Raw genomic sequence first — 13,388 nt, forward strand, 5'->3', positions numbered from 1 at the left:
GTGAGCGCGTCGCGAGCGCGGCCGGCCACGGCGGCGTCGTACTCGATCGAGGTGACGGCCCTGTCGCCGAGCCGGTGGCATATCAGCGCGGTTGAATAGCCGGTGCCGGTGCCGACCTCCAGCACCTTGTCTCCGCCTGCGATCTGCGCCGCCGCCAGCATCAGCACCACCAGGCCGGGCGACGTCGAGGAGGATGTCGGCGCTCCCTGAACAGTGCCGCACGCACCCTCGACCGAGTCCCCGTCGATCTGCGTCACCCAGGTCTGGTCGCGGTACGCCAGCTCCAGCCATTCGTCCTCGGTGACCTCCTTGCGGTGGATCACCTTCCACCGGTCGCCGTACTCGGTGGCCTCGGCGACCACCGAGCCGAGAAAGCGTTCTCGGGCCACGGACTCGACCGCATCCCGCCAGCCGGGGTCGTGCAGCAACCCGGCCTGGGCGAGCCGGTCGGCAAGCGCGCGTCGGAGCCGTACGGCCTTATGAACGGTCACGTCGGCTCCTCCAAGAGCAGGTCGGCGATGGCGGCGGCGATGGGTGACCCGGTGGCGTCTGCCAACCAGGCCCACTGGCCGTTGGGATTGCACTCCAGGAATATCGGAACACCGTCCCTGGTGAGCGCGAAATCAAAGGCGCCGAAGCGCAGGCCCAGCGCGTCGAGGTAGGCGAGACAGCCCTCGGCGAGGCCGGCCGGAGGCTCGATCACCGTGTACGAGAGCCGGTCGTAGTCCTGCCGCCGGTCGAGCAGAGCCCCGGCTCCTCACCGTCCGTCCGGGACACGGCCACCGGCGTCCTCCTCCGGCGGCCAGATCCGGGCGTCACGCGTCCTTTCGTCCCCTCGGCGCTGCTCCTCGAAGCCGAGGATCATGGCCAGCGCCGCGTGAGCGTTCATCCTGATCAATACGCTCGCATCGCCGGCCGGGTCGACGAACGGCGACACGGCCAGGGCCGCGGGAACGCCACGGCGGCCGAGCCAGTCCTGCATGCGCCTGCGCAGCTCGGCGGCCAGGCGGAGCGCCTGGCGGTCGCGATCGGTGAGGTGACACATCCGGCCGCCTCCGTTCAGCTCTCGCCGACGAGCAGCAGGTCCACCCACGTCTCGGGCAGCTTCTCGTCCACGTCGAACCACACGGCCATCCCGTCGCCGCGCCGCCGGGTGATCCCCCACTGCTTGGCCAGCGCGTCGACCAGGCGCATGCCCCGCCCGCTCTCGGCGCCCTGGTCGTCCCGCAGCAGCCGCGGCAGGCCGTTGTTCCCCTCGTCCATGACCTTGATGTGCAGGTCCTCCGTGAACGTACGGACGATCGCCAGGGTGAAGAAAGACGACCCGCTGTACCGGACGGAGTTCGACGTCAGCTCGGACACCAGCAGCACCGCGATCTCCGCGGCCGGGTGATCGAGCAGCGTCTGTTGCGTGACCTGCCGCGCGCAGGACACCTGATCCCCGGTGGCCCGGAAGGTCTCCCGCCGGAAGGTACGCACCCGCAGCGCCTCCCCGGCCACCGGCGGGTTCGGCACCAGACTCCACCCACTCGGCGCCCCGCTGAGCTCCCCTACCGAGACGTGCCCCGTTGCGGACTCCGCCTGGTCCATGGTCATCGTCCAGTCACCTCCAGATGCTCCGATTCCCTGCGCTCACAGCAGGTTCGATGGCAAGCTCTACCGAGCGTGACTGGTTGACTACTAATCTGCAACCGGAATCGAGATTCCATAGAAAATTGCAATAGATCTTGATGCTGGATTGCATGCCGAGTCGGCCGGCCGATGAGGAAGTTTGCCGGGTTCATCCCATCCAGCACCGACCAGCTAAAGCGACAAGAAGGGACAATCTCCGAGATGGCATCAGCAAGCCCCACCATCCGGCAGCGTCGGCTCGCCACGGAATTGCAGCGCCTCAGGGAGGCGGCCGGCTTCACTCGGGAGGACGTCGCAGCGCGCCTCGAATGGCACGCCACGAAGGTGTGGCGGATGGAGAACGCCCGATCCAGCGTCACAACGGCCGATCTACGCCACCTTCTCGATCTCTACGAGGCCAACGAGCCGCATCGCGAAGCTCTCATCGCGTTCGCCCGACAGGCAAGGCAGAAGGGCTGGTGGAGCGAGTATCGCGACGTCCTGACCGGTTCGTACAACGACCTCGAAGCACAGGCTTCGATGCTCAGGAACTTCGAACCACTGCTGATCCCGGGCCTCCTGCAGACAGAGGCGTACGCGCGGACGGTGATCCGCGCCGCGCCCGTCGTTGACCCCAAGGAGGTCAAACGCCGTACGGACGCTCGCATGGCCCGCCAGCAGCGCCTCATCCACCAGGACGAAGGCCCTCAACTGTGGGTCGTCATCGACGAGGCGGCGATCCGCCGCCCAGTGGGTGGCGCCGACGTCATGTGCGAGCAGTTGGAACACCTGGTGCGGCTCAGCGACGAGCCCCGCATCACGATCCAGGTCATCAGGAACTCGGCCGGCGCCCATCCGGGCCTGACCGGCCCCTTCGTGATCCTCGACTTCCCGAACCCGGCCTTCTTCGCGCCCGTCGTCTACCTCGAGCTCGCGCCAGACGGCATGTATTTGGAGGAGACGGAGCAGATCATGCGATATACGCTGATGTTCGACCACCTCCGAGCGATCGCCCTTGGACCCGCCGAGTCGATCAAGTTCATCAGAGCCACCATGGACGGACTCGGCCATGACGAGTGAATCGAGGCGAGAGATGAGCAGCAACGTCGAGCTGGACCTGTCACACGCCACCTGGCAGAAGAGCAGCTACAGCCAGGGTCAGGGCAACAACTGCATAGAGGTCGCCAAGGTCCAGTGCCACATCGCAGTACGCGACTCCAAAGTCCCGGAGGGCACCGTCCTGATTATCCAACGACCAGAATGGAGGGCTTTCCTTACGCAGATCAAGCGAGGATAGTGTCCCTCGTCTGCATGTTTGACAGGTAGGGCGACTCGATGATGCGAGCCGAGGCCTGTCGCGCGTAATGACGGCCACTTCTGCCTGTGCCTCCGCCGAGGGCAAATCCACCGTGAGCTGATTACCAAATCCGCCGAGCGTAGTTGCGAACCCGTCCGCCGCCACTCCAAGAACATCAGGCAGCTACGTCGCTTAAGCCATTAAAGCTCTTTGGCCACCTTGCGCCCTCGGCCTCTACTGGTACTGGCCCAGCCCGTCGGGGATACCTTCACCTGAAACTTGGGCGCTGGAGGTGATTGTCCGATGCGCCAGGCACTTACCTCAACCGCGAAGAACCGATGACGCGCCTCGGCGTACTGGTTCAGCCACTGAATGGCGTCGACATGCTCGGTCTCGAATGCCTTGGCTACCCAAATAACAGTCGCGGGATTTGTTCCGGCCGTGTATGTGATCAGTTGACCTAGATGACGATGGTCCCCTGTCTCCAACTGGTTCTCGACAATCACCACACCACCAGTTAGCCGGTCTGAGCCAATCAGATCCAGTGCGTATCGGCCCACACCGTACTCTCTACGATCCCACGCCAAGTCCATGCCGAGAGCGCGGCCCAACTCTTCTGGGTGGCGCCATAGCCAGGGCGTGAAGTCCCTGGCTTCATGCGCCCACAGGTGCCGAAGCGGAACCTCCTCCAGTCGCCCTATGGAGGACTTGTCACTGGCCTCGTCCCCGCACCCAGCCCATGTCACAGGCAACCTCCCAAGCATTCCAGTTGACGAATGGGGCGAAGAGCAAAGATATCGCGCCTCGGCGGAAATGGCTAGTCGAACCGGGCGATACGACAAGTAAGTCATGGGCCAGTGGCAACCGGCAAGCATGGAGGGGAATCGGTAGAGATCGGGAAGGATCGGGAAGGATCGGGAAAATTCGCAGCTGACACTGGACCGGCATAGCACTCGGCGGGGAGATCCCCTTTTAGGGACACATCAGACATTCGAGTTAAAATGGCATATATCACATGCTCAGCACCATTCTCCACCAGCGCCCGCCCGCCATCGACAGATGCCCACTACCATCTACCTACGGAAACGAGGGTAATGTCACTCAAGCCCCGAATGCGTGTTATTGTCGCGTCACGCTGGCGACGATCAGCCCAATCAGCGCCTGCTCACACATACGACAGAGGGGGCTCAACTTTCCGTGCCCAGAAAAGAGCAAGACGACCGTTCACATCTCGTCGTTGCGGAAAGACAGAGGATTCGCACTGCGTGCGGTGGACCCAAGTACGAGGCCATCTGCAAGATCGCATCCGACTCGCCTCTAGGCGTCGGTAGTCACAAGCACGGCAAGCCGTCCCTGACCAAGACCACAGTGGGCAACTTCTTCAACGGAGTGCAGGCGCAACCCGGCTGGGACGTCGCAGGACCGATACTTTGGGCCTGCTACCAGTACGCTAAGGACACTGGCCTGATGCCCGAGGTGGATCCTGCCCTCGAGGCGCGCACATCGTGGGAAGTACTGACGAAGCTGAGCTTCTCCCAACAGCCTGAGCAGAACATAAACTCCACCGACATAACACAGCCCCCGCCTGCTGCGGATGTCATCGCGAAGCCGTCAAAGCCGGAGGGGAGGGCAGTCATCCCTCCAGCTCGGCCTGGGGATGAGTTTTCAGCCGAACATCGCTGGTATCTGAACACCTATGGACAACTGGGGGCTGACCTGCACAGGGCGGCGGCAACCGGCGACAGCGAGGCGGCCTACTGCCTGGGCTCTGTTCTGGCTGCGGACCGGCAGCCACACCGAGCCATCCCTTGGCTTGCCGCGGCAACCGAGTCTCAGCATCTAGCAGCTTCCCAGCTCCTGACGGGAGACGTTACGACCAAAGCAGGCCTAGCCCTGGCCGTCGAGCATACCTATCGACTGGGGTACACCGCACACCACGGGATAGGAGACCTAGGACGGGCAGAATTTTACTATACGTACGCAGCGAATCGTGGCCATTCTGATGCCGCGTACCATCTTGCACACCTATTCCTAAGCCGCGGCGAGAACGGAACCGCGGCCCGCTGGCTTACCGTTGCGAGTGCGGGCGATAATCGAGACGCCAAGCGCCAACTACAGAAGCTAATGCAGAGAGTGAATAAAAACGTTCACCGAGCCCATACCCTGAGCTACCACACTTCCGAATAATACGTACAACTTACGGGTCTACGACTCAAGAGAGAACTTGAGGTGATCCGCTATGGCCTTACGCGCCTCTACCGGGAAGCGACGATACTCCGACCATATCCGTTCAACGGTGGTCGGCCGCCGACGTCCGGCCGCCACCCATATGGCCAAGGTCTCCCGCTCAGCAGCGTCCAGGACAGAGATACTGTCTATCAATTCAGGAAGACTAGCCCCCCTGTTGACCGACGCACCCGACTTGCATCGCCGGCACTCAGTCACGTATTGGACGGCAGACTCTCCGTCTGCCCCCTCCACTGTCCGACGTGTTACCGTCAACTGGGCCGTCTCATGACTAGACTCCGCGTACGTCTCGCCACCTGCGATCCCGCAGACGACACACATGAAATCGTCGCCGGCGAAGACTGCCATGCGCTGCTTATTCGACAATGCGTCCCCTACGGGACTGGACTTCTGGGGGTCCCAGACTTCCTCGCCGGCCTTGAGAAAGCGCAGCTCGTTGGAGCTGAGCGAAGCATCCTCCTTGTTGGTCATGATCTGCCAGCCGTGCGGCCGGAGGTCACGCATCCGACGATCGACCTGCTCTACCCCTGGGAACGCGTCTCGCAGCTGGGCCTTCGTGAACAGGTTCCCCTCTCCGACCACCGAGACCAGCCAGAGCGCAACTCGGATCTTGGTCCCGTACTTGGCGCTAGTGTCGTCCCAGGCAGGAAGATCCATCCCGGATCCCTTCGTCGAAACGTAACTCGTCCCGAAGGCTCACACCTACGGCAATCCCTACGATGATACGTACCATCCGACACACGAGGTCACCCTTAGGAGATCATCAATGGCCCTGCCGGAACCCCCTGGCGGCAACGATGTCAGGACATTGGTAGCGCGGCGGCTGGCCGAAGTCCAGAGAGGTCAGGGCGCGCGGGAGTCCGTCACCATCGAGTGGCGGAGTCGCCCGCTGAGCATCGACGTTATTGACGTGCCCGTGGAGATGCTGTATTACAACCCGGAGACCCATCGGATCCGCGCACAGCGCGAGCATGATCCTGCTCGGGACGCGTATCTGACCTCTGATCCATGGAGCCAGGAAAGTCAAGACTACCTGCACGACCTTCTCAAGGCCAATCCCGCGGACCCCGATCGGGAAGACCCCGAATTTGCCGGGCTTCGGGATGATCTAAAAGAATATGGCCAGAAAGACCCTGGAATAATCACTCCGAGTGGCATTCTAGTCAACGGCAACACTCGACGTGCGGCTCTCAAGGATCTTGGCTCTCCTAATATTCGCGTCGGCGTACTACCCAGCGACTGGTCCTGGCAGGACATCGGCGCTGTGGAGTTGGAGCTTCAGCTTCGCAAGGAGCACAGACGTGACTACTCGTACATAAACTGGCTCCTCGCCATCGACGAGGAGGAGACGAACGGCCGAGGCGTAGCAGAAATCGCCAAGAGCTTCCGCATCCATCAGAAGACCGTCCAGCAAGCCAGATGGATCCTAAGCTTTATCCGTGAGGCGATTGACCGGAGCCGCATCAAGCTTTCGGACGGCAGCACTGTAAGCATGCGATTGGTCGATTTCGAGCAGGACCAAGAGAAGCTCAAAGAGTTGCACCGCGTGTACACAAACATTAAGGATCAGGAGAAGGCAGACGCCCTAAAGGAAGCGAGACTACTGGCGATTATCCTAGGTAAGAGCAAGACGGACGTGCGCCTTATCGAGGAGAACTTCCTTGAGAGGTACCTTGAGCCCAGGCTGGCTCCCGAACTCAAGTCCGAGGGGATAAGAGGATCGGACACGGTCAAGGTTCCGGGTCTAGACATCAACGTCCGCGATACTTCGACCAAAATCAAACAGGCACGCGCAACTACGGACATGGTTCTCAGAGCGACAGCTCAGACGACAGCCGCGGCCCGGCTGACCCCAAAGGAAAGCTCTGAGGCCAATAGGATCATCTCAGCAGCCGAAAACGCAGTGGAGTCCGGGCTAACGACAGCCGGCCGTGACATCAGGTTGCGAAAGCGCAAGCTGGCTGCGCCGGAGAGACTCAGTGACGTGAACGACCTGCTGCTCTTGTGTATTGACGACATTGTCCAGGCACGCAGCCAGGGTCTTTTCGACCACGAAGCCCTCGATGACGCAATTCTAGGCCTGCGGGATACACTTCGGAAGCTTGCGCAGCAAGCATCGCGAGGTGTCAGCGATCCAGGCGAGGGGCTTATCTGGATCCAGAACGCTACCGCGGACCGGAGGTAGCGCAAGCGTGACAAGCCTCCTACTCGAACTTGAGGCATCCGGGACCGCCGTTCTCCTGAAGGCTTCAGAGCTTTACTTGGTCGAGCTGCGCCAGCTCACGCCACGGTTTCGTACGGCAGTACAAAGAGGGCCGGGTATTGTCGAGCTGGAACTCGATGACCTTCTTGTTAATCTCCGGGAACTCAGTCACTGGCCCACGGAAGATGTGGAGTGGCAGCCCGAGCTAGCCGCGCTGGTAAAAGACAGCTTGCAGGCAGCAGTTGAGGCAGAGGCTCAACTCGAAGACAGGGCCAACGCCCGGGAACCTATGTCGGACGAAGAGCTCCGGCAAGCCCTAGGTGCTGACTGGACAGGAGAACTTACCGCCTTCCAGTCCCGGGACATCATCAAGCTGCTGTCACTCCGACACGGCGCCAACTTCAGCGTGCCGGGGGCCGGCAAGACCAGAGTTGGCTTGGCGACGTTTCAGGCGCTCCGTACCAGAGGAGAAGTTCAGCGCCTTCTAGTGGTCTGCCCAAAGGCGGCGTATGAAAGCTGGCAGTTCGAGAACAGGACGTGCTTCTCGCGACCACTTCGCTTGCAAATTTTGGACGGTAAAGCCGATCCGAACGCCGAATTAATTCTTGTAAACTACGAAAGGCTATCAGTCAACGAGACTGCGCTGGCAAAATGGCTATCAGCCGAGCCGTCCGTGATGATCTTGGATGAAGCTCACCGAATGAAGCGCGGCACTTCGGGAGTTTACGGCGCCGCGTGTCTCGCGCTGGGACCACGAGCCAAAAGGCGTCTGATCCTCACCGGGACTCCCGCACCCAACGGCGTACAAGATATCCAAAACCTTTTTGCTTTCGTGCTGCCTGGGCAGGGCCGCCAAGCTGTCAGTCGGGCCGTTGCTGGCGGAGATCTCCGATATGCCAGCCAAACACTCAGACCTTTTTTCGCCCGCACCACTAAGAAGGAGCTCGATCTCCCGCCTGTCACAACCCGTGTACGGCGAGTAGAACTCCCACCACTCCATCGCGAGATCTACTCGGCTCTCACCGGCATAATGAGTGTCCGCGCAGCAGAAAATCAGAGCAACTTCGACGCTCTAGGACGAGTGGTGATGTATCTGCTCATGGCAGCGACTAGCCCCGCACTCATTACGTTGGGAACAACCAAATACGAGCCCTTGAGCTATCGAGTTCCCCCTATCGAAGTACCGGCGGGCGCCACACTCTACCAGCTGCTTCGAGATCTTCCTGACCACGAGATGTCTCCGAAATATAAAGAAGCGTTGTCCATAGTGGCCAGCAACGCCGAATCTGGACGTAAGACTATCGTGTGGTCGACGTTCGTCCGAAGCCTCACTACCATGTCTGCTATGTTCGCCCGATTTCAGCCAGCTACGGTGCACGGCGGGACCCCTGATCGAGAAGATCAGATCAAGCGCTTTCGAGAAGATCCTGACTGCCTGGTCCTACTTTCCAATCCTGCGACTCTGGGCGAGGGCATCAGCTTGCATCAGGTTTGCCACGACGCTGTCTACGTGGATCGCGACTTCGCTGCTGGACGTTACCTTCAGAGTTTGGACCGCATTCACAGGCTAGGTTTGCAGAGGAAGACCACCACCAACGTCACGATCCTCGCATCTGAGGGTACTATCGATGAGCTTGTTGAGCAGCGATTGGAGACCAAGCTACGCTTTATGGGCTCAATTCTTGATGACCCAGAGGTCGAGCAGTTGGCTGACCTAGAAGAAGAGCCGGCCGTAGGCGGCGTCATGGACATGGCAGATATTCGCGCCTTGCTGGGATATCTCGATGACCCCATTAACCCCTGAGCCGGTATTGCTAGCTTCGGCACGCTGGCTGAACCATCTGCGACACTCATCCATAGCCCGTTCGCAGGCCGTATTCGCGTCCCATGCTGATTACACGGACCTCACCATGACACAGTATGGGGCTGCCTTGGACTGGTTGCGCCGTACTGGCCTAGTGACTAACGAGGGTAGATTAACTGCCGTTCACAGCAAGATAGAGTTGACTATCCTCCAAACCGCGATCGCCAGAGCCGATCCGCTCTGGCTTCGCGATGCCGATCAACTGATCTTCAACTCCGACGACCTACCGGAGGATGCCGCCTCAGCCGGCGAAACTCTGGGACTGAGCCCTCAGGAAACTCTGGCGGCAGTTCGAGCAGCTTGGGGCAAGGTTGACACCAGCATCAGGGAGAACATCGGTTCAGCCGGAGAGCAGGCTCTCGTGCGCCTTCTGCGAGATCTCAATAGCCTCAGTGTCACATATGTCGCAGAGTACGCTGACGGATTGGGCTATGACGTAGCAGTGGCGGGCGACGGCATTCGCCTCAACCTTGAAGTCAAAGCGACCACACGCCGCGGACGCCTCACCGTGTACGTCTCACGCAACGAATTCGAAGTCATGCTCAGCGATCCGCACTGGCGTCTGGTAGTTGTCCTTGTGGGGCAGGAGCGCAAGGCAGAGGCCATCGGAACGGTCCGCGCCGACTGGATCATGCAGCATGTACCGCGTGACGCGTCTAGCCTCGGCCGCTGGGAGTCTACGCGCTTCGACATCCCCCCAACCGCAGTACATAAGGGCATCGTCGAACTGGCTGAACACTTCGGCGAAGGTCACTTGTTGCGCGGCGGAACCACCGAAGCTCGTCCGGTGTGGCTGATGGCCTAGCTCATCAGTCTGTCCCTGCGGCCAGTGTCATACGGCTCCAGGGTTAGGCATCACCGACTGGACTTGATACCGTCTGCACCATGGGTTTCACCTGCCAGCATCTCAGCGATGAACACGACCCCAGGTTGACGAGCCTCGTGGCGGCGGAGGTTCTCCACCGGCTTCGCGCCATGAGCGGTCGAATTCGCTAAGCGTCGGCCTGAGGACTAGATTCGACAACATGTTCGAGCAGTTCGGGTCGTACTGCTGCTACCACAGCCACAATCGCAGACGTGAGCGGTTCGTGCTCCCACAGACGAACCACATGCCATCCGGCAGCGTCAAGAGCCGCGTTTACCCTGCGATCTCGGTCTATGTTCCGTCGCAGCTTCGGCGTCCAGTACCACTCGTTGACTGTTGGCTCGCGCCCATGTTGTGGACAGACGTGCCAGAAGCAGCCGTCAACGAACACAGCCACCTTGCGTGCCGTAAAGACGATGTCGGGTCGGACCCTGAGCCCCTCCACATCCAACCTGAAGTCCTTCCGGTAACGGAAGCCCAAGCGGTGGAGAGCAGACCGCAACAGGACCTCAGGCTTGGTATTGGCTCTCTTGTTCGCCTGCATGTTGCGCGAACGTCCACTGTTCAGCGGCGCGGGGTAGAGGCCCTTAGCATGCGCCTCTTCACGGGCCTGCTCCCTACCTTTCTTCACTATAGCCTCACCAGTTCCGGTTTTCTTCGACAAGATATATGGCGTTCCAGCCATGCGGTATAGCACATGCGAAAGGACCTACCGTGGGCGAGCAGCAGCTTCGCGTCATCGAGATCTGCGCTGGCGCGGGCGGCCAAGCCCTCGGCCTAGAGAAGGCCGGCTTCGAGCACGAGCTTGCTATCGAACTGGACTCTAACGCCGTCAGGACGCTCCGGCGCAACCGGCCTGCCTGGAAGGTTGTGCAAGGCGATGTAGCCGATCCCAATGTATGGGATCCAGCCGACTACGCGCCGGGCGACGAGAACCCCGACCGTGATCCGATTGATCTACTCGCTGGCGGCGTTCCCTGTCCACCGTTCACAGTCGCCGGCAAGCAGCTCGGAGCCAACGACGAACGTGATCTGTTTGCGTGGGCAGTGGAACAGGTAGGTATTCTAAAGCCTCGGGCTGTCATGCTCGAAAACGTTCGTGGCCTCAGCCATCGACGCTTTGCCGCCTACCGCCAGCATGTGCTGAACAAGTTCCTCAATCTCGGCTATGTCGCTGAGTGGCAGTTGTTGCAGGCATCCGATTTCGGAGTTCCGCAGCTACGCCCACGCTTCGTACTTGTCGCTCTGCAGAAGGAGGATGCCCCGTACTTCTACTGGCCTAAGCCTGTGGGCACCCCTCCGACGGTAGGAGAGACTCTCCGTGACCTAATGGCCTCCTGCGGATGGGAAGGAGCTGATGCTTGGGCAGAGAAGGCGAGCAAGGTAGCTCCCACCATCGTGGGCGGTTCAAAGAAGCACGGAGGGGCCGATCTTGGCCCCACGCGGGCAAAGGCAGCATGGAAATTGCTGGGCGTTGATGCTCTTGGCATCGCTAATGAGCCACCTCAGCCTGGCAGCCGATATGATTTCGGCCCAAAACTGACTTGTGAGATGGTGGCGCTCCTCCAGGGGTGGAAGCCGGAAGATAGGTGGCATTTCGAAGGCGGTAAGACCTCAGTGTACCGCCAGATTGGGAATGCATTCCCGCCGCCGGTTGCCGAGGCACTTGGCAGATCAATCAAGGCAGCACTTTACCGCGAGGTGGAGCCATACCAACGCACCCAGTCGGTGCACGATCCGGTTTATGAGGTACTTCGAGACGCCGATACCTACCTCTCGCTCTCGCAGATCGCGAGGGCCACCGGACTACCTATGACTCCCAAGGACATAGAACTGCATATCAACCATCTGGCCCTTGATTTCGAGATCGATATCGCGGAATCGCCGCGAAGCCGCAAGTACAAGCTCGGCGAATTTAGGGCTTTCCGCGGCCAAGACGACCACCTGCGTCATGAGCAATTCCTAAAGTACCGCTCTAGAATAAGTTAACGGACCGGGTGCCTGGCGCGCCATCCCCGAACGCTACGGTCCCTGGCAGACCTGCTACGCGCGGTTCCAAGCGCTGGGACATCAACGGCACCTGGGTGCACCTGCTGAAGTAGATGTAGATGTAGGACAACTCAGTCGGCAACGTGGAGTTGGCCTTCGGCATCGACCACCATCTCCCGCGCCTCCTGCGCCCGTCATAACACCGTCGGCACCGGAAAGGGCGACGACAGATGGTGGTCAACGCGAATTAGTCGCAAAAGCAGCAGGCGCTCGACCGCCCTGGGGAGGATTTGCCACCAAACTCCAACTGATCACCGAACCCGCAGCCTGTCATAGCGCTGCACCAGACAGCAGGCAGGATGGTGGACTGCACCGCCTTCTAGGCGATCGTGAGCTACTCCTCCAAGAAGATCCCGACCCACCTGCGTCGGCTTGGCATCCTGGCGGTCCTCCCGAACGCAAGGACCAGATCGCCGACCGCAAGCGCAGCCATGGTGGCCGCCCCTATGCCTTCGATGCTGAGACCTACAAGCAGCGCAACCTGGTGGAACGTTGCTTCGGCAAGCACGAGCAGTGGTAAGCCGTTGCATTGCCACCTGCTACTTCGCTGGCGCCACCATCGACTGCCTGACGCCCTGGCTCCGCCACTTCGAATTGTCAGACACTTTCTAGGCCGCACGCCGGTATGTTCATCCGTCCTAGGGGACCATCTAAGCCCCAGAACGTCTCGGTTCCGCCTATAAGGGCTGAATACCTTCTACGTCGGTGGATCAGTGTGTAAGCTTGCGCCACCCTAGACCGAGACAGTGGAGCGTGTCAGTGCTCAGGACGTCAGCGGATGCCATGATCAAGTTCTGGGACAGCATGCGGGAGCACGGTGATCTGATGGGTCCTGGAACTGCCGCGGCGGTACGGAACGCATGCGTCAAAGTGCTTGAATCGTATGACTACTGGACCAGGATCGATCTTCGCACTTTCAATATTGATGAAGCTATCCGGAAATTTCATGCTGGGCCGGGTCGCGACCTTGCTCCGAACACCAGAGATCAGTACGAGCGGTATTTCAGAAAAGCCGTACCTTCTTTCTTGCAATATCTTGAGGATCCAGCAGGATGGGAACCTCCGGTCGCCAGTCGCCGCCCAGTGGCATCACAGAGCCGTAAGCAAACATCGGAGCAGGAGGCTCCAGGAGAAGTGCGGGGCGATTCGCAGATATCTAGTAAGTATCATATAGAAATAGCTATTCCGTCGTCATCTCGCGTAGTCCATCTGGAACTTCCACGAGGGCTTACCCAATCTGAAGCACAGTTTC

General features: G+C 60.3%; 12 protein-coding genes. 6 read left to right on the forward strand and 6 right to left on the reverse strand.

From position 1 onward, the window contains the following. From IEY93_RS10425 to IEY93_RS10440, 4 genes are all read right to left on the reverse strand, one after another. Positions 1-491: methyltransferase domain-containing protein (locus tag IEY93_RS10425; RefSeq protein ID WP_506344917.1), on the reverse strand; the 491-nt coding region annotated here is incomplete at its 3' end. Further along, on the reverse strand, positions 488-703 hold the full coding sequence (locus tag IEY93_RS10430) for an MvdC/MvdD family ATP grasp protein (protein ID WP_189162797.1): 216 nt from the start codon (positions 701-703) through the stop codon (positions 488-490). The genes IEY93_RS10425 and IEY93_RS10430, both read right to left, overlap by 4 nt. A 54-nt stretch (positions 704-757) precedes the next feature. Next, entirely contained in the window at positions 758-1,045 is a 288-nt protein-coding gene (locus IEY93_RS10435) for a hypothetical protein (RefSeq protein ID WP_189162798.1), read from the reverse strand. A 14-nt stretch (positions 1,046-1,059) separates the two neighbouring features. Continuing rightward, a complete protein-coding gene (locus IEY93_RS10440; RefSeq protein WP_189162799.1) occupies positions 1,060-1,596 on the reverse strand; it encodes an ATP-binding protein in 537 nt (178 codons plus the stop codon). A gap of 237 nt (positions 1,597-1,833) precedes the next feature. On the opposite strand from IEY93_RS10440, the gene IEY93_RS10445 reads away from it, so the two are divergent. Together IEY93_RS10445 and IEY93_RS10450 are read left to right on the forward strand one after the other, a co-directional pair. Next, positions 1,834-2,691: a helix-turn-helix domain-containing protein gene (locus IEY93_RS10445; protein ID WP_189162800.1), complete on the forward strand. Its 858-nt coding sequence runs from the start codon at positions 1,834-1,836 to the stop codon at positions 2,689-2,691. Positions 2,692-2,704: 13 nt separating this feature from the next. Beyond that, positions 2,705-2,908 (forward strand): DUF397 domain-containing protein, encoded by a 204-nt coding sequence (locus IEY93_RS10450; protein WP_189162801.1) that lies wholly within the window; start codon positions 2,705-2,707, stop codon positions 2,906-2,908. 2,205 nt (positions 2,909-5,113) lie between these two features. Here the strand turns inward: IEY93_RS10450 and IEY93_RS10455 are convergent. Then, positions 5,114-5,812, reverse strand: coding sequence for a KpnI family restriction enzyme N-terminal domain-containing protein (locus IEY93_RS10455; protein ID WP_189162802.1), 699 nt, complete (start codon positions 5,810-5,812; stop codon positions 5,114-5,116). Between the two features lie 109 nt (positions 5,813-5,921). On the opposite strand from IEY93_RS10455, the gene IEY93_RS10460 reads away from it, so the two are divergent. From IEY93_RS10460 to IEY93_RS10470, 3 genes are read left to right on the forward strand one after another with little or no spacing between them, the layout of a single operon-like run. Beyond that, a complete protein-coding gene (locus IEY93_RS10460; protein ID WP_189162803.1) occupies positions 5,922-7,340 on the forward strand; it encodes a ParB N-terminal domain-containing protein in 1,419 nt (472 codons plus the stop codon). Positions 7,341-7,347: 7 nt separating this feature from the next. Beyond that, entirely contained in the window at positions 7,348-9,162 is a 1,815-nt protein-coding gene (locus tag IEY93_RS10465; protein ID WP_189162804.1) for a DEAD/DEAH box helicase, read from the forward strand. Then, positions 9,143-10,027 carry a protein NO VEIN domain-containing protein gene (locus tag IEY93_RS10470; protein ID WP_189162805.1) on the forward strand — a complete coding sequence of 295 codons (885 nt, stop codon included), beginning with the start codon at positions 9,143-9,145 and terminating at the stop codon, positions 10,025-10,027. The genes IEY93_RS10465 and IEY93_RS10470 overlap by 20 nt, the downstream gene beginning before the upstream one ends. Before the next feature lie 187 nt (positions 10,028-10,214). On the opposite strand, the gene IEY93_RS10475 is transcribed toward IEY93_RS10470, so the two are convergent. Further along, positions 10,215-10,772 carry a very short patch repair endonuclease gene (locus tag IEY93_RS10475; RefSeq protein ID WP_189162806.1) on the reverse strand — a complete coding sequence of 186 codons (558 nt, stop codon included), beginning with the start codon at positions 10,770-10,772 and terminating at the stop codon, positions 10,215-10,217. A 29-nt stretch (positions 10,773-10,801) separates the two neighbouring features. Here IEY93_RS10475 and IEY93_RS10480 point away from each other — a divergent pair, with 29 nt between their 5' ends. Further along, positions 10,802-12,076, forward strand: coding sequence for a DNA cytosine methyltransferase (locus tag IEY93_RS10480; RefSeq protein ID WP_229691024.1), 1,275 nt, complete (start codon positions 10,802-10,804; stop codon positions 12,074-12,076). The last annotated feature ends 1,312 nt before the right edge of the window (positions 12,077-13,388 follow it).

Origin of the sequence: Sphaerisporangium melleum (genome assembly GCF_014646695.1) — a bacterium.
GTDB lineage: Bacteria > Actinomycetota > Actinomycetes > Streptosporangiales > Streptosporangiaceae > Sphaerisporangium > Sphaerisporangium melleum.

Excerpts from the sequence above, each read along its gene's own strand:
- IEY93_RS10440 (WP_189162799.1), bottom strand. The coding sequence starts at position 1,596 with ATGACCATGGACCAGGCGGAGTCCGCAACGGGGCACGTCTCGGTAGGG.
- IEY93_RS10470 (WP_189162805.1), top strand. The coding sequence starts at position 9,143 with ATGACCCCATTAACCCCTGAGCCGGTATTGCTAGCTTCGGCACGCTGG.
- IEY93_RS10445 (WP_189162800.1), top strand. The coding sequence starts at position 1,834 with ATGGCATCAGCAAGCCCCACCATCCGGCAGCGTCGGCTCGCCACGGAA.
- IEY93_RS10455 (WP_189162802.1), bottom strand. The coding sequence starts at position 5,812 with ATGGATCTTCCTGCCTGGGACGACACTAGCGCCAAGTACGGGACCAAG.
- IEY93_RS10460 (WP_189162803.1), top strand. The coding sequence starts at position 5,922 with ATGGCCCTGCCGGAACCCCCTGGCGGCAACGATGTCAGGACATTGGTA.
- IEY93_RS10435 (WP_189162798.1), bottom strand. The coding sequence starts at position 1,045 with ATGTGTCACCTCACCGATCGCGACCGCCAGGCGCTCCGCCTGGCCGCC.
- IEY93_RS10475 (WP_189162806.1), bottom strand. The coding sequence starts at position 10,772 with ATGGCTGGAACGCCATATATCTTGTCGAAGAAAACCGGAACTGGTGAG.
- IEY93_RS10450 (WP_189162801.1), top strand. The coding sequence starts at position 2,705 with ATGAGCAGCAACGTCGAGCTGGACCTGTCACACGCCACCTGGCAGAAG.